This is a genomic window from uncultured Porphyromonas sp. (genome assembly GCF_905372525.1).
Classification (GTDB): Bacteria; Bacteroidota; Bacteroidia; order Bacteroidales; family Porphyromonadaceae; genus Porphyromonas.
This window is the reverse complement of the sequence record NZ_CAJPPN010000008.1, coordinates 1-21,192: the sequence shown is the minus strand read 5'-3', so window position 1 is coordinate 21,192 and position 21,192 is coordinate 1. Positions and strand designations below refer to the sequence as shown.

Sequence of the window (21,192 nt, the reverse complement as noted above, 5' to 3'; positions counted from 1 at the left end):
ATTGGTGCTTGCTGTCGCTACCTTCAGTAGCATAGGGTAGGGGGAAGTATTCCCACGGGAAAAGAGGGTTAGGGGGGGATAGCCTACGGGGAAGGGTAGGGGCGAATGCCCTATCTTTGCGCTCGTGATCTATCCTGAGGGGTGGATTGTTCAGTAAGTCTATGGATACAGCTCATCTCATCGCTCCACTGCAGGAGCGTATCGCCCGTAGTGGTCTCTCTGACCCACGTATCGCCGTCCTCGTCTCTGGCGGGGTCGATAGCTCCGTGGTCGTGCACCTGCTCTGTACGGCAGGCTATCGTCCTACGCTCTTCTATATACAGATAGGTATGGAGGAGCGAGGCTTCACGGACTGCTCGTGGGAGGATGACCTAGAGATCGTGCGTCACCTAGCCCGTCAGTATGACTGTCCCCTAGAGGTCGTATCCCTCCATGAGGAGTACTGGGCGAGTGTCGTACAGTACACGATAGATACGGTGCGCCGAGGGCTGACCCCGAACCCCGATATGATGTGCAACAAGCTCATTAAGTTCGGCTGCTTCGAGCAGAAGTGGGGGCATGAGTACGACTTTATCGCTACGGGGCACTACGCTACGACGACCTTCGTCGGTGAGCATCTCTTCCTCGCCACTGCACCTGACCCTGTGAAGGATCAGACGGACTTCCTCGCACAGATCAACTTCGCACAGATCCGTAAGCTCCTCTTCCCCTCGGGGCACCTCCTCAAGAGTGAGGTGCGAGCCGTTGCCGAGTCAGCACACCTCGTCAGCGCAGGCCGTAAGGATAGCCAGGGGATCTGCTTCCTCGGGAAGGTGAACTATAATGAGTTCATCGAGCGTGCCCTAGGTACGAAGGAGGGACTGATCATCGAGCGGGAGACGGGGCGTGTCCTCGGGAAGCATCGGGGCTATTGGTTCCATACGATCGGACAGCGCAAGGGCTTGGGGCTAAGTGGGGGCCCTTGGTTTGTCGTCAAGAAGAACATCCGTCGCAACATCATCCTCGTCTCTCAGGGCTACGACCCACGAGATCAGTATGGACAGCATATAGAGATGGAGGGGGCGGACTTCATCAGTCTCGATCCCTGGAGCTATGCTCGTCTCGTGAGCACGGGTATAGATACCCCCGTGGCGGAGGCCGATCGAGAGCCGATCGCCATCACCTTCAAGATCCGTCATACCCCTGAGTTCACCCGAGGCACCCTCCACTATGATCCCACTTGTGGCTATCGCATCGATAGCGAGCAGGAGATACAGGGCATTGCCCCGGGGCAGTATGCCGTCCTCTATGATGAGGAGCATCGCATCTGCTTCGGTAGCGGTATGATCACTCGGGGCTACTGACCCCGAGCCCCTCGTAAACACCTCGGCTTCCCCTCTCGGGGACGCATAAAATAGAGCGAAGGCTCTGTGCAGGATACCGCACAGAGCCTTCGCTCTTCTTGTTGCTTAGCCTCTGGTAGGGGGCTAGTAGTTGTGTGACTCGGGGTCCTGTACTTCCTTCCTCGTGATCTTGTGCAGGTCAAGAGCTCGCCAAGCATAGATGATATACGCTAGGACGAAGGGGATGAGTAGGGAGACGAAGCTCATAGCCTTGAGGGTAAAGGGGCTGGAGGAGCTATTGCGGATATTCAGCGAGTGGTGGATGAGCTCGGGCATATCGGCACTGTAGGCTGGGTAGTAGGAGGTGTTGTTCCATCCAGCGATGAGGAAGAGTGCGAGTGCCGTGAGCACCACACCTGCTCCCTCGAGCCAGATCCCCTTCTTGTACCCCTCCCGCAGGAGCGTCAGCAGGATACCTCCGATGACGAGGAGCACCCCGATGACGAAGATAAGGAAGACGATGGGCATCTCCACGAGATTGTACCAGTACTTGTAGTCCACGAGGTAGGTTAGCTCGGGGTTCGAGGGGGAGTAGGCAAAGCCCTTCTTCGTCAGCAGGAAGAAAAGGTAGGCGAGGAAGAGCAGGAGGAAGGCTGCTGCGTTCCAGGCCAGTGCACTGCGCGAACGTTTGTAGATCGTCTCGTCCTCGATGTTGTTGATGAAGAAGAGGAGTGCCGTCGTACGTGAGAGGAAGAAGACGGCTAGCCCGAAGACTACATTCCACACGTTCAGCACAGCCTCCAGCCCATGGAGCTGTAGCCCTCGATAGGGGAGCCACTGCGAGATCACCTGGCTGCTACCCGACATATCGGCGATGGCCTCACGATTGACCGTGAAGGTCGAGCCGGTGAAGAAGGTAGAGACAGCTGCGCCGAGGAGGATCGGGGCGAGTAGGCCGTTGATGAAGAGGAAGGTCTGATAGGTCTTGCTCCCTAGTACATTCCCATTCTTATTCTGATACTCATAGGAGATAGCCTGGATGATGAAGCAGAAGAGGATCAGCATCCACACCCAGTAGGCGCCCCCGAAGCTCGTCGAGTAGAAGAGAGGGAATGAGGCGAAGAAGCCACCCCCGAAGACGACGAGTGTCGTGAAGGTGAATTCCCACTTCCTACCGACCGAGTTCACCAGGAGCTTGCGCTCGAGTGTCTCCTTGCCGAGGCTGAAGAAGAGGCTTTGTCCGCCCTGTACGAAGAGGAGGAAGACTAGGAGTGCTCCTAGGATGGAGATCAGTAGCCACCAGTATTCTTGATAGAATGCGTAGTCCATTTGTCGTGTTGTAGTTTGGATTGAATGAGATGGACGGAGTGCTTAATGGGCATCAGGACCCTGGCGGATGGCCTTGCGCATGATGTTGATCTCTGCCACCAGCATGATCGTGAAGAGTAGGAAGAAGAGCATGAAGGTGATCATCACCGACGAAGCCTCGATCTTGGAGATAGCCGCCTGCACGGGCAGGAGGTTCTGTATCGTCCAGGGTTGGCGACCGACCTCTGCTACGACCCAGCCAGCTTCGCTAGCGATCCAGGCGCAGGGGGTGAGGACGAGGCTAGCCCATAGGAGCCACTTGGCCTGGGTGAGCTTCTCATTACGCTTGTAGGCATACCACGTCAGTAGCAGGAAGAGCAGGAGGAAGGCACCCCCTAGACCCACCATGATGCGGAATGAGTAGTAGGTCAGCGGGATATTGGGTACCGTCTCGTACTTGCTCGTGAAGTAGCCGTAGCCGTAGTAGGGGAAGTTCTCCTCGAGTACAGCTCTGTGCTGGGCGGCACCGATACTGTCCCCAGCCTTGCGTGCTGAGCGGAAGGCATTGAGTGCGTCGATAGCGATACGTCCACGGCGCATCATCTCTTCGGTGGAGAGGGCTACGCTCCCGTCAGGCTTGTGGTAGCCCCCCTCTAGGATGTTGTTCACCCCGGGGACGTAGCGGTCGGGTGTGCCGTCTACCATATAGGAGAGCAGACGAGGGACCTCTATGCTGAAGAGGTGGGAGGCTTTCCCGTCATCGGGACGACCCTTGCTGGGGTTGAGTGCACCTACCATACCTAGGGGGAGCCCCTTGCCGTCAGCTGTCTTTCCCTCGGGGGTAGAGGTACCAGCATCGTAGAGGGCCTCCATAGCGGCGAGCTTCATCGGCTGGTTCTTGGCGACATCGACTGCGGAGCTATGTCCAGTAGCTGCAGAGAGTATAGCGGCGATGAGGCCGAAGGGGGCGATGATCTTCATGTTGCGCCGAGCGAACTCGAGGTTCTTACCCCGCAGTAGGTACAGCACACATACCCCGAGGGCGAAGAAGGTACCCAGCGTCCAGGAGGTCGTGATCGTGTGGAGGAACTTGATGATGGCCGTAGGGGAGAGAGCTACTGCCCAGAAGTCTGCCATCTCGTTGCGCATAGTCTCGGGGTTGAAGACCATCCCTTGGGGGTTCTGCATCCAGGCGTTGGCCACGAGGATCCAGACTGCCGAGATCGTCGCCCCGACGATCGTGAGCCAGCTGGAGGCGAGGTGGAAGCCTCGGCTGACCTTACCCCAGCCGAAGAACATCACAGCGATGAAGGTACTCTCCATGAAGAAGGCCAAGATACCCTCGATAGCCAGAGGAGCCCCGAAGATGTCCCCGACGAACCAGCTATAGTTCGACCAGTTCGTCCCGAACTGGAACTCGAGTATGATCCCGGTGGCGACACCGATAGCGAAGTTGATCCCGAAGAGCTTCTGCCAGTACTTGGTAGACTTCTTCCAGAACTCATCGCCACTACGGAAGTACTTCGTCTCCGCTAGCGACATGATGATACCCAGCCCTAGTGTCAGAGGCACGAAGAGCCAGTGGTACATGGCCGTCAGGGCAAACTGTGCCCTCGACCACAATACGAGTGATTCTAGATCCATTGTATATAGTATTTAGTCCTTATGATTACTTGATTGGTTCGTCCGTTCCCCCGTGAAGAGTATCAGTGGGGGATACTGCTCGGCGCTGGAGGAGCTCCTGCTCGACGAACTCCGAGCGGGACATATGCTGTCGCTCTGCCTCCTGCTTGACCACGTTGGGGAAGAAGAAGGCTCTTAGGATAGCGAACATGACGAAGAGCTTGATGCCGATGATGAGCCAGAGCTTACGGCTCGTTGGGGTTAGGGTTTTGAAGCCATCGCGGTAGAAGCGATAGGTACGTATGAGGATGTTCGGTCTGCCCGGGTCGTTACTCATGAGGGGGGCGGAGTCTTTATAATGTTAGTAATGAAGTGATAAACGCAAATCGGCGACAAAGGTAGGAAATAACTAGCAAATGTAAAGGAGCCTAAAGGGCCTCCACGCCACCCCAGCTTTAGCACTCCAGAGGGCGCATGTGACTCGTAGTGAGGCCGCCCCCACGGTGGGGAGACCATCCTAGAGGCTATGCTCTAGGGCTGTACGGCGGGCTGTGTAGGTCACCTTGGTAGTTTTAGTTGTACCTTTGTGTCCAAGGGTGTGTATGGGGCTCCCCCAGCTAGCGCCCTTCATCCATCACTACAGAGAGCATTGACAGCTATAGCGATCGATAGCACGAGCGTGCTACAGCCCTCTCGTCGGGGGCAAAGCCAAGCGGAGGGACGGCAATGAGACTCACCTTCGCTATCCATTACCATGCCCAGTGGGGCGAGACCCTATATATCTCAGGCGAAGGCTCCATCCTCGGCCTCTGGGATGAGGACAAGGCATGTCCACTAACCTGCGCCGAGGGTGATATATGGCGGACCGAACTCGATCTACCAGAGCCTATCCCCCCCACACTCTCCTATTCCTATCTCGTGCGTAATGCGGCAGGCCAGGTCGTCCGCCGTGAGGGTATGCTCCAGCATCACCTTGACCTCCCCCTAGGGGCTAGCAGGATAATGATCCTAGATGCTTGGTTGCAGAGCCCCGAGGACGCACCGAGCTATACCACAGCACTACTCGATACCCTGAGAGGACATCGACCATCACCGCTGGAGCTACCGGCGGGAGACTCCCCCTATGTTTGCCTTCAGACCTTCACCTCCTCCGTAGGCAGGGGGCGAGGGCTTTATCTCGTCGGGAGCACTAACGAGCTAGGTGCATGGGATACCCGTGCTGCTGTGCCGATGCGCTACCTCGGGAGAGGCCGCTGGGGGATCATCCTTCCCCTCTCCGTCCTAGGGGAGTCAGGAGAGGCTGTAGAGTACAAGTACTTCGTCGCTGACGAGGAGGGTGGTGAGCCCCAGTGGGAGGAGGGGGCTAATAGAGCCTTGCCACAGATCGCTCTCGGAGAGGGCTGTGGCTGTACGATTACCGATGGCTTTGTCCGCCTTCCCTCGGAGCACCTTCGCCTAGCAGGCTGCGTCGTCCCTCTCTTCGCCCTTAGGGGAGAGCGGGACTGGGGCATAGGGGACTTCGGGACACTCCATGAACTAGTAGACCTCGTGCATGAGCTGGGGATGAATGCCCTACAGCTCCTGCCGATCAATGATACGACCTTTACCCGTTCGCCACGGGACTCCTACCCTTATAATGCGATCTCTGTAGATGCCCTACACCCGATTTACCTAGATCTCTCTCAGCTACCAGCTCTCCGAGATGTAGAGCTACAGAGGAGGCTCGAGGAGGCTGGGGCAGCACTCCGAGTAGGGGAGACGGTGGACTATCCTCGGGTCATCCAGCTCAAGGAGGCCTATCTGCGTCAGCTCTTCGCCGAGCAGTGTGCAGGGGATGGGCTCGGTGGCGACTTCGAGGCTTACCGACAGGAGCAGGAGCGCTGGCTAGAGCCCTATGCCTACTACTGCCTATTGCGTGATCGGCATGAGGGACTCCCCCCGACAGAATGGGGGATGGATAGCCACTATGACCTCGGTCGTCTGCGCGCGACCTATTCGGGGAGCGAGGAGCAGCACCTACTCCGCTACTATCAGTGGGTGCAGTGGCTCCTACACGTACAGCTCTGTAGGGTGAGAGATCATGCTCGGGAGCTGGGTATATTCCTCAAGGGTGATCTACCGATCGGGGTCTCCCCCCATGGTGTAGAGGTCTGGACGACTCCCGAACTCTTTCATCTAGAGCAGAGTGCAGGCGCACCACCTGATGACTTCGCCATAGATGGGCAGAACTGGGGCTTCCCGACCTATGACTGGGCGGTGATGCAGCAGGATCAGTTCCTCTGGTGGCGTAGGAGGATGGAGCGTCTCGCTATCTACTTCGATGCGCTACGTATTGACCATGTGCTGGGCTTCTTCCGTATTTGGGAGGTGCCTCGCAGTGAACACTCAGGGCTACTCGGACACTTCCACCCAGCCCAGCCCTACACGCTAGAGGAGTGGCAGATGATGCTCGGAGAGGAAGGCCTTGTCCCCTTACTTACTCACCCCCTTATCCACATAAATGACCTCCACGAGCTCCTTGGCAGGGAGCAGGTGGATAACCTCCTTGCCTCGGGGCTTCTCCTACCGACGGCAGAGCCAGACCTCTACCAGCTGAGCTATACAAGTCAGCAGGACTATGAGCGAGCAGAGGTCATCGAGGCTGTCGGGGGAGTCGAGGTAGCTACCGCCCTCTCTAGTCTCTGTACGGAGACGGCACTCATCGAGGATCCCTACACTGGGGGCTATCATCCACGTATCGCCTGGGAGCGTAGTCGCCTCTATGGCCACTGGGATGAGACACTCCAGAGTCGGTGGATGGAGCTAAGCCATGACTACTATTATCGCAGACACGATGAGCTCTTCAGAGTTACGGGGCTACATCGGCTGAGTAGCCTAGCCCGTCACTCAGGGATTCTACTCTGTGCCGAGGATCTAGGTATGATCCCCGCTACTGTCCCTGCCGTGCTCGATGAGCTTCAGATCCTCAGCCTAGAGCTCGAGCGCATGCCGAAGGGGGCTACACCCACGGGCTGGGCTGATCCCCTAGGCTTCCCCTATCGGAGCATCGGGACGACCTCCACGCATGATATGCCCTCCCTCCGAGGATGGTGGCATAGCCTGAGTGAGGAGCATCAGGGACAGTATCTCACCCAGGAGCTGGGACGTAGCCCCGAGGAGGTGTCCGCCCTGAGAGCTCAGGAGGAGCAGATCTATCGACTCATCCTACAGCGTCACCTAGCTGCTCCTTCGCTCGGTGTCCTCCTCCCCCTCGCTGACTGGATGAGTATCGATCCACGTCTCTGGATCCAAAGCCCCGAGCAGGAGCAGATCAACCATCCCGAGCAGGCGGACCAATACTGGTGCTATCGCCTGCCCTTATCAGCAGACCAACTATGCATTACCGCCCCCCAGTGGCGGACACTCATACGCAGATATATACACGATACAATCAGACTACAGAGCCTATGATGGAGCGACTATATGTCCTAGAGGAAGCCGATGTGCAGGAGTTCGTTGGGATCAATCGTACCAACCTCGCGACCCTCTCCGCCCTCTTCCCTAAGACCAAGCTACGGATGCATCAGAACGTCATCAAGGTACTCGGAGAGCCACAGGCTGCTGAGGAGATGCTCCAGATCCTTAGCGAACTGGAGGCCGTATGCTCCCGACACAACCAGCTCACCGAGGCACAGCTCATCGAGGTGGTACAGCGTCACCGCTCACCTAAAGCTACCTCCACGCTTACTCCCGAGTCGGGCGACGTACTGATCTATGGAGTGCATGGCAAGGCGATCCAGCCCCGAGGGGAGAACCAGCGTCAGATGGTACGAGAGTTTGCCTCTCGGGATATGTGCTTCGCCACAGGACCTGCGGGTAGTGGCAAGACCTTCATCGCCATCTGCCTAGCGGTCAAGGCGCTCAAGGCAAAGCAAGTCCGACGTATCATCCTCTCTCGTCCTGCCGTGGAGGCTGGAGAGAAGCTGGGCTTCCTGCCCGGAGAGATGAAGGATAAGCTAGATCCCTATCTCCAGCCCCTCTATGATGCTCTCGGGGAACTGATCCCTGCGCCTAAGCTCAAGGACTTCATCGATACGGGTGTGATCCAGATAGCCCCTTTGGCCTTCATGCGAGGACGTACCCTCAACGATGCCGTAGTCATCCTCGACGAGGCTCAAAATACCACTCCTCAGCAGATGAAGATGTTCCTGACTCGCCTCGGAGCTAACTCCAAGATGATCATCACGGGGGACTTCACACAGGTGGACCTTCCCCGAGGGGTACGCTCAGGCCTGCGTGATGCCGTGGACAAGCTCCATGGGCTTAGGAGCATTAGCTTCATTCACTTCTCTACCGTAGATATTGTCCGCCACCCACTCGTCTCCGAGATTGTAGAGGTCTATGACCGCAAGGACGAAGAGGAGCATACCGAGAAGTAACTCTGACAACGAATCTCAATCACAACAATACATTCCTAGCATTTATGGTACATACACTCACGCACACCGACCTGCATCTGCCAGGTCAAGATCATGTCTATCATGGCAAGGTACGCGATGTCTACTTCCTACGAGATGGACGCATAGCGATGGTCGCTACGGATAGGATCTCGGCCTTCGATGTCGTGCTCCCCGAGGGCATCCCCTACAAGGGGCAGGTACTTAATCAGATCGCTACCTACTTCCTCGAAGCTACGAGGGATATTGTCCCCAACTGGCTCCTGTGCTCTCCCGACCCGATGGTCAGCCTTGGGCATCGTCTCCAGCCCTTCCGTGTAGAGATGGTCATCCGTGGCTACCTCACGGGATCTGCATGGCGAGCTTATCAGGCAGGTGAGCGCAGCCTATGTGGTGTGCCTCTACCCGAGGGAATGAGGGAGAACGAAGCCTTCCCCCAGCCCATCATTACCCCGACGACCAAGGAGGATGAGGGGCATGATGAGAATATCTCCCGAGAGGAGATCATCCGTACAGGACTCGTCAGCGAGGAGGACTACCGACAGATCGAGGCCTATACGTATGCCCTCTTCCGCCGTGGGCAGGAAATGGCACGTGAGCGGGGCTTGATCCTCGTGGATACCAAGTATGAGTTCGGTAAGAACGAAGCTGGGGAGATCTTCCTCATCGACGAGATCCACACGCCTGACTCCTCTCGCTACTTCTATGCCGAGGGCTATCAGGAACGCTTCGACCGAGGAGAGGAGCAGAAGCAGCTCTCCAAGGAGTTTGTCCGTCAGTGGCTCATCAAGCAGGGCTTCCAGGGGCGTGCCGGTGAAGTCGTCCCCACGATGACGCCCGAGTATTGCCAGAGTGTCTCCGATCGGTACATCGAGCTCTATGAGCTGGTGACAGGGCGTACCTTCGTCAAGGAGCCTACGGAGAACCTTTCGCAGCGCATCGAGCGTAACCTCCTCGCCGCTCTCTAGCACGAGCCTACTACGCTCAATAGAGCCTCCAGCAATAAGCCCCCTCTGAGTACACTGCTCAGAGGGGGCTTATTGCTGGAGGCTCGTGTGTATGCCTACTTGGGCTAGCTAGATGCTATCGGCGAGCGAGGTCGTCGTGGGTCGTCTGCAGGAGGGCACGCCCTCGGGCGATACGTTCGGCGGAGGGAGAGGGGTGCTGCTCGAGGAGTTGCTCGCCGACGTTCTCCATGACGGTTACACCCGTGGAGTCGATGAAGCCAAAGCCATCGTTGAAGGTATAGTAGGCGAAGGGGTAGGTGTAGTTGGCTGCTAGGATATTCCGACTGAAGGGGAAGTCTCGATACGACAGCCCGAGCTGAGCCAGCAGGGTAGCAGCTAGGTCACTCTGGGTCATGAGGTGGTCGATGCGCCGTGGCTCCTTGATCGCCCCACCGAACCAGAGCATGGGGATATGGTGGATCCGTGAGGTGTGTCGCTCCTTGCTCGGCCCAGTCGAGTAGCCGTGGTCGGCGACACAGATCACGAGTAGGTTATCCCAGGCCTTGGTCTTCCTTAGTCGGTCGGCGAACTGCCCGATGCAGTCATCGACGTAGGCAAAGGCATTCGGTACCTCCTCCGCAAATCGCTGGTAGGGGACGATGAAGGGTTCGTGGCTACTTAGGGTCAGGAAGCCCGTATGCCAGGGGCGGTCTGTCTCCCTCTGCTGGATCGCACGATAGAGGTAGTCGAAGGTCGCTCCGTCCTGTACCCCCCAGCTCTGACGAGGGAGACTGCGGTCGAGATCCCGATCATCGGTCACTCGCTCGTAGCCACAGCCGAGGAGGTAGCCCTTCATGTTCGTGAAGTTGGCATCGCCTCCATAGAGGAAGTCGGTCGCATAGCCCACACGCTGGAGCTCCCGTGCGATACCCGAGAGGGTACGGCTCTTGGCGGGCATCTTCATCACCGAGTGAGTGGGGAAGCTCGGGTAGCCACTCAGGGTGGAGAGTACCCCTCGGTCTGTGCGGTAGCTATTGGCATAGCATTGGCTGAAGACCACTCCCTCACGAGCTAGGCGGTCGAGGTTGGGGGTGATGTCGGGCATACCTCCGAAGCTCTCGATATACTTTGCTCCGAAGCTCTCGAGGATGATGAGGACTATGTTGGGTCGCTGCGTGCGTAGGAGCTCGATCTCAGCAGGAGCCTCCTTGGGATAGAGCCCTGCTACGAGCTGGGCTCGCTCCTGCTCGCTGAAGAAGTTGTACTCGGCATCATAGTCCTCCACCTTGTCCAGTGAGGAGAAGAGGCTGAAGACAGGATTGACCGCAGCGTGGTTGAGGAACTGATTTTGACTGAAGTACACTTGTCCTACATTGGTCACCGAGCGCCCTAGGCCACCTCGGATCACGAGGACGGTTAGAGGCAGGAGAGCGAGCACTCCCACAGCTCCGAGTATAGGACGGCTACCCCGCTCCCATCTCCGAGGCGTGCTCTTCTGTAGGAGGGTAAAGAGCCCAAAGGCCCAGAGCTGTGCGATGAGCCCCCCAAGGAGCGTGAAGCCTAGGGGGACGCTGGCAAAGGCATTCTTCGGAGAGTCTAGGTAGAGGAAGACCGTGCCATCAAGCTTAAAACCCCAGAAGGGATACAGCGCAGTGTCCCCTACGAAGACGAGGGCAAGGACGGCTGATATGATTAGATGATAGGCGAGCAAGACTCTACGGGCAGGGAATGAAGTGAAGGCATAGCTCACCAGCACTACGAGCAGTGGTAGGGCAATGAGATACCCCACGACAGCCAAGTCTAGGCTCGCTCCGTGGAAGAGCACCCCGAGGAAGTCCCCTAGGCTCATCGTGCCACTGAGCTTGTGATTGTAGAGGATGAAGAGTGTCTTCCCCAGTAGGAAGCTACCGAAGGTGACGGCTACGAACTGCAGGAGATACGCAAGTCGCCCAATCATTATTCTATCTATAGGTCTTCGCATAGCGTAAGGATACATTATATATAGTACAAAAGTAGGGTATTTGCAGGGTATCCTGGCTCGTGTCGTCTCTTCTAAAGAGTCTATTCGCCTTGTCTTCGGACCAAGTCCTGTGTAAGAGGTCTGTGCATAGGTGTTCTCCGGGCTACCCTCTGGAGAGGCATTCGTTGGGTAGCTATATAGGCATTGGGGCGGTATGTCGATGGTATGTATTGTGCTGGTCGTGTATCCCGCCTTTGGCAAGCTAAGCCCAGATCCCAAGCCTAGGCTTCAACGATATGGGGTGTAGACGATGAAGTAGCAAGGAGAGGGGGGAGACACTCCTCCCTTCGCTATGACTCAGGGCAGAGCTATGACATCACTAGTGGTCTAGGACCAAGTAGTCGAGGAGCATGTACTGAAGGTAGAAACATCTCTATCCTAGGTATAGACTACCCAAGGATATACCTGCTATCTAGGAGGGAAAAGTGTACACGTGTGTATACATCAGTGTACCCACGTGTATACAAGAGTGTACACGCGTGTACACACCTTCGCTCTAAGTATGTTCGCTCTAGGGCTCTCATGGGTGCAGTTCTCGGGGCTAACACCTAGGCACTCCAGAGATATGGCTAAGAGACTTCCCTTGGGAATGAAATGCCCCCTAAGAAGCCAAAGAGAGGTGAATACCCAGCGAGCTCATGCGTCGGCTCAGCTCTATGACTGTAGAAATGGAGAGAAATACCGAATTTTGTGTTGTCGTTATGGAAAGAAGCTTCGATGGCAGAGCACAGTGAATATTATACATACTATAGGGAGCGACTACTAGGTCTGTGTCCAACGCTCTCAGAAGGGCTCATCGAGGAGCTATCTCTAGGTGGGCAAGTGGTGCACTTTGCCACACGTGAACACTTGATCATGGCGGGGGAGAGGCAGGTACGTGCTTTCTTCGTAGTCCAAGGTCTGGTAAAAGCATATTATCCAGATGTGGAGAGAGATGTGACTGTGAACTTCATCAAAGAGGGGGAGTTCGCTACGCACTACACGAGCCTTGAGAGTGAGATGTTCTCAGCCTACTGTTTCCAAGCCTTGGAGCCCGTTGTCGCCATAGCGACTAGCTATGACCATCTGAGAGAGCTGTGTAGGTGTAGAGATGATGCCGAAGGATTCTTACGTAGGCTAATAGAAGTAGAGTATGCTAGAGCCTTTGCGCACCTACAGACCCTGCTGACACATAGTTCAGAGGCGCGTTATAGACTTTTTATTCGGGAGTTTGGTAGTGTCTTGTCTCGTATATCTGTGACAGACCTCTCTAGCTATCTTGGGATAAGTAGGCAAAGTCTAACGATGATACGCAAGCGTCTCCTTGTAGAATGACAAATATTTGTCAGGTGGTACCCACTTAATTTCCCGACCTTTGCATCATGAACGAGAAGACTAAAGACGTGATGCACGTAGGTTACAAGACGACACCTACACTTTACATAGAGGCCTCAGGTATCCGATATACCTACAGGCGAATAGGACATGAGGCTGGTATACCTATTGTCTATCTGAATCACCTAGCTGCAAACCTGGATAACTGTGATCCTCTGATCATGGACAGCCTAGCCCAACACTTTACAGTCATAAGCTTTGACTATAAAGGAGTCGGAGGATCTGGGGGCTCAACTGCGGACAATATAGAAGAGGTAGTACGTGATACAGCTGCCTTCATTAGAGCTCTAGGCTACGACCGAGTACATCTCCTGGGGCTATCTTTCGGGGGCTTTGTGGCACAAGAACTACTACGTATAGCACCGGACCTAGTGGCTCATGTCATCTTAGCAGGGACGTCTCCAAGGGGTAATCGGGGGACTGGGCGAGTGGCTCGCATCACCTATTATGATATGCTTCGAGGGGGCTTGACAGGTCGAGACCCTCGCTACTATCTCTTTTTCCCCGTAAGTGCAGAGGCTCGGGAGGCAGGTCAAGCCTTCATCTCTCGGACGGCTGAGCGTCAGGATCGAGACCGAGCTGTCGGACTGTCGGCATTGTTAGCGCAGCTCAAAGCGGTGCGTAGATGGGCCAAGGCAGAGAAGCAAGATCTCTTGGGGATTAACCATCGGGTTTGGGTGGTCAATGGAGATAATGATCGAATGCTCCCTACAGAGGGTAGTTATGAGCTAGCAGAGCGTCTGCCCAATGCCTCACTATCTATATATGATGGGGCTGGTCATGGAGCTATCTTCCAGAGAGCAGAGTCGTTTGTTCATCAGGCAATAGCCTTTTATTTAGTAGATTGATAAGATAGGAGTATAAGATGAAAGCCGTTCAGATATTTAAGTACAACAAGCAGGACATACGTGCCAAGGTTGTCGAGGTGGTAAAGCCTGTGATACAAGCCGGCGAAGTGCTTGTGCGAGTCAAGGCAGCAGGGGTGAACCCGCTGGATAATAAAATCACAAGAGGAGGCATCAAGCTACTTATACCGCATCAGCTACCCCTAACGATGGGACATGAGTTCGCTGGCTCAGTAGAGGCTGTGGGAGAAGGGGTGCAAGGCCTATCCATAGGAGATAGAGTCTATGGGCTCATGCCTACGGCTCAGGCGGGTGCCTTCGCTGAGTGGGTCGCCGCACCAGCCTCTGTCCTAGCACCTATCCCCGAGGGGCTCGACTATATAGGGGCCGCGAGTATTCCTCTTACGGCTCTCACTGCTTACCAAGCGCTAGAGCTGATGCAGGTGCAGAGGGGTAAGTCGATATTTATCGCTGGAGGTTCGGGAGGCTTTGGTGCTATGGCTATACCTCTAGCCAAGGCTATGGGACTCACTGTGTATACCAGTGGCAATGCTGCTAGTCGAGAACGAGTCTTGGCTCTTGGGGTTAATCAGTACTTCGACTATCGGAAGGACGACTATCGGAAGGAGCTAAGGCACGTAGATTACGTGATAGACACAGTGGGCGGGGGTGAGTTATCCAAGCAAATGGATCTCTTGACCCAAGGAGGACATATAGTATCTCTCAATGGGTTGCCTAATGGTCGCTTCGCTCGCTCCTTTGGTCTCCCGAAGTGGAAGCAGTGGCTACTCACTGCCGTCGGGGCAGGCCTAGATAGGCAGGCCAAGCGTAGAGGTGCTGTGTATGATTTTCTGTTTGTGAAGGCCTCGGGTGTTCAGCTAAAAGAGATCACGAGACTGGTAGAGCATTTAGGTATCCGTCCCACGATAGATAAAGTCTTCACCTTGGAGCAGGCAAACGATGCATTGATGTATATAGATCGATCCAGCTCCTCAGGTAAAACAGTGCTGACCCTAGATCGGTAGGTCGTATGAATCTGAGATGATCGTCTTGTCCCTAGCTTGAGGGGGCAAGACGATTATCGTTTAACCCAATCCCTTTCTGTCAGCCTGAAGAGGGTCGGTGCAAGCCAAAAACGTGGTGAGGATGTGGGGTGGAGACTGAGGGTAGGTCGGGGGAAAGGATAAAAAAGTATGGTAAGGTTGTCTGTTCGATCATTGAGTAATGGTTGTCGGACTAGGTCTATTTGCTGAATGAACCCCTCAGGCATGTATCTAAACATCTTGTGGAATGGTTGTACAGTAGTCTATGTTTCAGTAAGTTGATTTACTTAAATAATTTATTAAGTAAGTGGGCGGATTATTCCTTGTTCTTTCGACTTTTGTGTATAACTTTGCCTTTGTTGGGGCGTGATAGTTCCCCACGAAGATTGTAAATAATATACTTCTATTGAATAGGTATCAGTGGGGCGGGTGTCGCCCCGACCATAGGATGGATCCTAGAGAGGGGGAGATCCCCTGGAGATCCTCCGCTCTTCGTAGCATGGCCTACGAGCTATCTGGGCATACCCCCCAGAGTATATCCGTATATTACCGATGAAGACCTATACCACTATATATAGTGTAGACGTAGTGGGGACCATGGCGCAGCCCCTATCCCCATACGCCTCCGAGATCCGAAGGAATGAATCTAACCAATAATCACGTTTCAATAACACTTACTTACGAAGATGAAGTATTTCTACAAGTACTTTACCGCTAGGGTCGTACTACTGACTCTGGCGATGCTCCTAAGTAGTCCGCTGATCGCCTGGGCACAGGGGACGATTACCATCAAGGGGGTCGTCACTGATGTCGAGAAGGAGCCCCTCACTGGGGTCTCTATCCGCATCAAGGGGACCACAATGGGGACTACGACTACAGCCTCGGGGAGCTACACCCTACAGGGGGTCCCTCGGACAGCTACCCTCATCTTCTCCTACGTCGGGATGAAGAAGCAGGAGATCCCCGTCTCAGGACGCACGACTATCGATGTCGTCCTAGAGGATGACGCACAGGTGACCCAGGAGGTCGTCGTCGTCGGCTATGGTACGCAGAAGAAGGTGAACCTCACGGGCGCCGTCTCCTCCATCGACTCCAAGTCCCTAGCTGCTCGTCCAGTACAGAATATTGGGCAGGCTCTACAGGGGATGATCCCTGGGCTTAACCTCTCCGTCGGCAACTCGGGTGGGGCGCTCAATAGCACCATGTCCCTCAATATCCGTGGTGCAGGTACCATCGGTAGTGGGTCGAACTCTAGCCCGCTCGTCCTGATCGACGGCTCGGAGGGTGATATGAATGCCCTAGCACCTAGCGATATCGAGAGCATCTCGATCCTAAAGGATGCCTCTGCCAGCTCGATCTACGGCTCACGAGCAGCCTTCGGGGTGATCCTCATCAAGACCAAGAGTGGTCGTGAGGGACGTGCACGTGTCACCTACTCAGGGGACGTCCGCTTCTCCACCGCTACACAGGTGCCTGAGATGATGGACTCGGAGCAGTTCGCTAAGTACTTCAATATCGCTGGTACCAACTCCGGGAACGGTACCGTCTTCACCGACGAGATCATGAAGCGCATCATCGACTACAAGAACGGGACGATCGAAGAGAAGTACCGCTCTGGGACAGCATGGAACGACCGCACCAATGCCTGGGATCTCTACACGGGCGCCTGGGCCAATACCAACTGGTTCGACGAGATGTACCGCAAGAACGTCCCCACTCAGGAGCACAACCTCTCCATCTCTGGTGGGAGTGGTAAGACGAACTACTACCTCAGTGGTGCTCTGCTCGACCGACAGGGGCTGATCCGCTATGGGCGTGACACCTTCAAGCGCTACAACCTCACCGCCAAGATCAGTACCGATATTACTCCCTGGCTGACTATCTCCTATACCAACCGCTGGTCTCGTGAAGAATACTCTCGCCCAAGCTACATGACGGGTCTCTTCTTCCACAATATCGCTCGTCGCTGGCCGACCAACCCCGTGCGTGACGTCAATGGTCATCTCATCCCTGGGAATGAGACGATACAGATGCGTGATGGCGGGATAGACCGTAACCAGAAGGATCGTATCAATCAGCAGCTCGTCCTAGAGGCACGTCCTATGGAGGGACTCCTACTGCGTGCTGAGAACAACTATAATACGACCTACAACCAGAATCACTGGGACGTCCTAGCTATCTACAGCTACGATAACAAGGGGATCCCTCGCCTCACCTCGCGCGAAGGCGGTGACGACGGGAAGACGAGCGTCGGCGAGAGCACCTGGAAGAATGACTACTTCAACGGACGCTATTACGCCGAGTACAGCCGCCTCTTCGCTGAGAAGCATGATGTCAAGCTCATCGCTGGTCTCGACCTCGAGGTCAATAAGTATCACGACCTCAGTGGTACGAAGAAGGATCTGATCTCGAACGCCGTCCCCACGATCAATACAGCGACGAACGACAAGCCTACTCTCTACTCGGGCTACAACCACTGGGCTACGATGGGGGGCTTCGCTCGTCTGAACTACGCCTATGATGAGCGCTACCTCCTAGAGGTATCTGTACGTACCAACGGCTCTTCTCGTTTCATCGGCGACAAGCGTTGGGCTACTTTCCCCTCCTTCTCTGCTGGATGGAACATCGCCAACGAAAAGTTCTTCGCCCCACTCAAGAGCACGGTATCGATGCTGAAGCTTCGTGGCTCGTGGGGTACTCTGGGCAATACCGAGGTAAAGGCGCTCTATCCCTGGTTCCTCTCACAGCCTGTCGGTACGGCTAACTCTGCTTGGCTCGTCGGAGGAGAAAGACAGAATACCTCGGGTGCTCCAGGTATCGTCTCGAACTCCCTCACATGGGAGCGTATCGAGTCTTGGAACCTCGGTCTCGACTTCGCTGCCTTCAACAATAGACTGCAGGGGAACCTCGAGTACTTCAACCGTACGACCCGGGATATGGTCGGCCCTCCTGCACCCCTGCCCTTCACCCTCGGTGTCGGTCAGCCTCAGGTGAACAATGCGACGCTCGTATCTAAGGGATGGGAAGCTGAGCTGAAGTGGCGTGACCAGATCGGCAAGGTGAGCTACGGCCTACGCCTCGTCCTCTCGGATGACATCCAGACCGTCACGCAGTACTACAACCCCACGGGGACACTCTCGACCTGGTACTCGGGTCGTCGTATGGGTGAGTTCTGGGGATATACGACCCGAGGCATCGCTAAGACCAACGACGAGATGAACGAGCACCTCAAGTCCAACCAGCCCGCATGGGGCAGCAACTGGCAGGCCGGGGACATCATGTACCAGGACCTCAATGGGGACGGCAAGGTCAACGGCGGTGCTAACACACTCGCGGACCACGGAGACCTACGTAAGCTCGGCTATGACGTCCCCCGCTATAAGTTCGGCTTCAACGCCGATCTTACTTGGCAGGGTATTGACTTTAGCTTCTTCCTACAGGGTATTGGTCGTCGTGACTGGTTCGACAACTCTCCTTATTCGACTGGAGCTACCAACTTGGGTCAGTGGCAGTCGGTGGGCTTCAAGGAACACTGGGACTTCTTCCGTCCCGAGGGTGACCCCAACGGGGCTAACCTCAATGCTCGCTTCCCACGTCCCCTCTTCAGTCAGGGTGGCAAGAACATGCAGACGCAGTCTCGCTACGTCGTCAATGCTGCCTACCTACGTATCAAGAATATCCAGCTAGGCTATACGCTCCCAGCCACCCTGTCGAAGAAGTTCGGAGTAAGCCGTCTGCGTGTCTATACTTCAGCGGATAATCTCGTGACCTTCACCAAGCTACCTAAGATCTTCGACCCCGAAGCTACGGGGGGTGACTGGGGACCAGGTAAGATCTACCCACTACAGCGTACGATCTCCTTCGGACTCAATGTCAATATCTAATCGGTATCTAATCGAACAAGCATTATGAGACTACATAATCATTGGAGACGGACGCTCATCCTCGCCTCTGGCCTTCTCGCGCTCTCTTCATGTAACATCCTCGACCGTGAGCCTCTGGATCAGGTGGCCCCTGGAGATTACTACACGACCGCCGAGCAGATCGGCACCTTCACGATCAACTACTATGCCTCCCTCTTCCCTGGGCATGGTAGTGGAGGCTATAACGCAGGGATAGCTACCCATGATAATGGGACGGATAATCAGGCTACGACCAATCCTAACCGTACGATGTTCAGCAACACGGTGTGGAAGGTAGAGAGTACGGGTCAGCCCTCGATCGCCTCGATCCGTAACGTGAACTGGTATATGGAGCAAGTCCTACCCAAGTTCTACGCAGGTAAGATCGTCGGGAATCAGGACGATATCAACCACTATATCGGAGAGGCCTATGCCATCCGTGCCCTGCTCTACTATGATGCTCTGCAGGCCTACGGGGACTTCCCTATCATTACACAGACTCTGCCTATAGAGCAGGAGACCCTACAGAAGGCCTCACAGAGACGTCCTCGTAATGAGGTAGCCCGCTTTATCCTCAGTGAGCTAGACTCGGCTATCAAGTATCTGAAGCCTACCTTCCCAATGAACCAGCGTCTGACCAAGAACGCTGCTCAGCTACTCAAGAGCCGTGTGGCGCTCTACGAAGGAACCTTCGAGAAGCACCACCGAGGTACAGGTCGTGTCCCAGGTGATGCCACTTGGCCTGGTAAGGACAAGGAGTGGAACAAGGGTAAGACCTTCGATCAGGATGCTGAGGTGAGGTTCTTCCTCGAGCAGGCTATGGCCTCTGCTAAGGTCGTGGCTGATGCTGTGCCCCTTACGGCCAATTCGCACCAGATCAATCCTAACCTCCCGACCTTCAGCGGCTGGAATCCCTACTACGAGATGTTCGCCTCTAGGAGCCTAGACGGGTTCTCTGAGATCCTGCTGTGGAGACAGTATAGCAAGGATAAGGGTATCCTCCACCTCGTCTCTCACCAGCTAATCTCTGGGACGAACTCGGGCTGGACACGTGGTCTCGTAGAGTCCTTCCTGATGAAGGATGGTACACCCTACTACAAGCGTAATACCGCTGCCTATAATGATGAGACGATCGATAATGTGAAGAAGGATCGTGATGAGCGCCTTCAGCTCTTCCTCTTCGCAGAGTCCGATGCTCGTACCTATGACGAGGCCAAGAAGGTGGTCAATAAGTATGAGTGTGCAAACATGATCGACAAGCCTGAGGTCAGAGACGTCACGGGCTATGCTCAGCGTAAGTATTACAACTACGACCCTGCGATGCGTCACGGCTCAGAGATGAATGACGTCTCTGGAGTGCCCATCCTCAGAGCTTCCGAAGCTTACCTCAACTACATCGAGGCTTCCTATGAGCTCAATAAGACCCTAGATGCTGATGCTCGTAAGTACTGGGATCAGCTCCGTACTCGTGCTGGCATCACTGGGACTATAGATGCGACCATCGCTGCTACGGATATGTCTGTGGAGGCCAACGTCAGCAGACCCTCCTACGACTGGGGAGCCTTCTCGCAGGGACAGGCCGTCGATCCTACACTCTATAGTATTCGCCGTGAGCGTCGCTGTGAGTTCGCCGGTGAGGGTATCCGCCACGATGACCTCGTACGCTGGTGCGCTATGGACCAGGTCAAGAACTACGTGATCGAGGGTGTGAACTTCTGGACACAGATCCATAAGTATCGCTACTTCTGGGGAACGAAGAAGGTGAAGGTCACAGGCCCCGATGGCAAGGAGAAGGAGGTACAGGTACCTGATCCTACGACGACGAGAGTCATCGCCGATGGTACCTCTAAGTCCAATATCTCTCGGCAGTCTCTTGGCGTCTACCATCGCCCCTATCAGATCATCTCGAAGGAAAATAACAACGATATGTTCGATGGGTATACCTTCTATCAGGCTCACTACCTCTATCCGGTCTCTATCCAGACCCTAGAGCTCTGTGCACCGAACAACCAGATCGATGCTACGTACTTCTACCAGAATATCAACTGGCCAACGAATACGAATAACCCCTATGCGATCAAGTAGTCCACCCCCTCAGGGCTACTAGAGATGCAACCGAAAGGGCGACGCCCTAGGTCAATCCTCGACCTAGGGCGTCGCTTTTTGTCTTTACTGCTGTCTTGGGTGGGGATGAGGAAGGGGCTAGGTGGGGGTATTGGGTAGGTCGGCGCAAAATTTTTTCCATCGTTGTAAGTGTCTTATTTAGGGGGAAGTGTGTGCAACTCTGAGGGGAGTGTTTTAGACTTTTTCTTGTTAGGATTTGGTTGGTATTGGGTATTTGATATACCTTTGCAACCGCAAACGAGGGAACG

Annotated in this window: 13 protein-coding genes; 9 read left to right on the top strand and 4 right to left on the bottom strand. The window is 55.1% G+C overall.

Translation table 11 applies throughout. The features are described from left to right. The first annotated feature begins 161 nt into the window (after window positions 1-161). Window positions 162-1,343, top strand: a complete 1,182-nt coding sequence (gene mnmA / locus QZ170_RS02705; RefSeq protein ID WP_297176712.1) for a tRNA 2-thiouridine(34) synthase MnmA — start codon at window positions 162-164, stop codon at window positions 1,341-1,343. Window positions 1,344-1,466: 123 nt separating this feature from the next. On the opposite strand, the gene QZ170_RS02700 is transcribed toward mnmA, so the two are convergent. Genes QZ170_RS02700 through QZ170_RS02690 form a run of 3 tightly spaced genes read right to left on the bottom strand, consistent with a single transcriptional unit; the run spans window position 1,467 to window position 4,590 of the window. After that, window positions 1,467-2,651 carry a cytochrome d ubiquinol oxidase subunit II gene (locus QZ170_RS02700; protein ID WP_297176709.1) on the bottom strand — a complete coding sequence of 395 codons (1,185 nt, stop codon included), beginning with the start codon at window positions 2,649-2,651 and terminating at the stop codon, window positions 1,467-1,469. Between the two features lie 42 nt (window positions 2,652-2,693). Then, complete coding sequence (locus QZ170_RS02695; RefSeq protein WP_297176706.1) at window positions 2,694-4,274, bottom strand: cytochrome ubiquinol oxidase subunit I; 1,581 nt, start codon at window positions 4,272-4,274, stop codon at window positions 2,694-2,696. A 25-nt stretch (window positions 4,275-4,299) separates the two neighbouring features. Continuing rightward, a complete protein-coding gene (locus QZ170_RS02690) occupies window positions 4,300-4,590 on the bottom strand; it encodes a DUF4492 domain-containing protein (RefSeq protein WP_297176703.1) in 291 nt (96 codons plus the stop codon). Between the two features lie 389 nt (window positions 4,591-4,979). On the opposite strand from QZ170_RS02690, the gene QZ170_RS02685 reads away from it, so the two are divergent. From QZ170_RS02685 to QZ170_RS02675, 3 genes are read left to right on the top strand one after another with little or no spacing between them, the layout of a single operon-like run. Then, on the top strand, window positions 4,980-7,703 hold the full coding sequence (locus QZ170_RS02685; RefSeq protein WP_297176700.1) for a 4-alpha-glucanotransferase: 2,724 nt from the start codon (window positions 4,980-4,982) through the stop codon (window positions 7,701-7,703). Then, the gene (locus QZ170_RS02680) at window positions 7,700-8,671 is read left to right on the top strand and encodes a PhoH family protein (RefSeq protein ID WP_297176697.1); all 972 of its coding nucleotides are present in this window, start codon (window positions 7,700-7,702) and stop codon (window positions 8,669-8,671) included. Before QZ170_RS02685 ends, QZ170_RS02680 begins: the two co-directional genes overlap by 4 nt. 44 nt (window positions 8,672-8,715) lie before the next feature. Beyond that, the gene (locus QZ170_RS02675; protein ID WP_297176695.1) at window positions 8,716-9,657 is read left to right on the top strand and encodes a phosphoribosylaminoimidazolesuccinocarboxamide synthase; all 942 of its coding nucleotides are present in this window, start codon (window positions 8,716-8,718) and stop codon (window positions 9,655-9,657) included. Between the two features lie 115 nt (window positions 9,658-9,772). Here the strand turns inward: QZ170_RS02675 and QZ170_RS02670 are convergent, their stop codons facing one another. Further along, complete coding sequence (locus QZ170_RS02670) at window positions 9,773-11,593, bottom strand: alkaline phosphatase family protein (protein ID WP_297176693.1); 1,821 nt, start codon at window positions 11,591-11,593, stop codon at window positions 9,773-9,775. A 780-nt stretch (window positions 11,594-12,373) separates the two neighbouring features. On the opposite strand from QZ170_RS02670, the gene QZ170_RS02665 reads away from it, so the two are divergent. From QZ170_RS02665 to QZ170_RS02645, 5 genes are all read left to right on the top strand, one after another. Beyond that, window positions 12,374-12,970: a Crp/Fnr family transcriptional regulator gene (locus QZ170_RS02665; protein ID WP_297176689.1), complete on the top strand. Its 597-nt coding sequence runs from the start codon at window positions 12,374-12,376 to the stop codon at window positions 12,968-12,970. Between the two features lie 47 nt (window positions 12,971-13,017). After that, the gene (locus QZ170_RS02660) at window positions 13,018-13,878 is read left to right on the top strand and encodes an alpha/beta hydrolase (protein WP_297176687.1); all 861 of its coding nucleotides are present in this window, start codon (window positions 13,018-13,020) and stop codon (window positions 13,876-13,878) included. Window positions 13,879-13,895: 17 nt separating this feature from the next. After that, window positions 13,896-14,900 (top strand): NADP-dependent oxidoreductase, encoded by a 1,005-nt coding sequence (locus QZ170_RS02655; protein ID WP_297176684.1) that lies wholly within the window; start codon window positions 13,896-13,898, stop codon window positions 14,898-14,900. A gap of 704 nt (window positions 14,901-15,604) precedes the next feature. Continuing rightward, window positions 15,605-18,802 carry a TonB-dependent receptor gene (locus tag QZ170_RS02650; RefSeq protein ID WP_297176681.1) on the top strand — a complete coding sequence of 1,066 codons (3,198 nt, stop codon included), beginning with the start codon at window positions 15,605-15,607 and terminating at the stop codon, window positions 18,800-18,802. Window positions 18,803-18,826: 24 nt separating this feature from the next. Continuing rightward, window positions 18,827-20,905, top strand: coding sequence for a RagB/SusD family nutrient uptake outer membrane protein (locus QZ170_RS02645; protein WP_297176678.1), 2,079 nt, complete (start codon window positions 18,827-18,829; stop codon window positions 20,903-20,905). Window positions 20,906-21,192 lie beyond the last annotated feature (287 nt).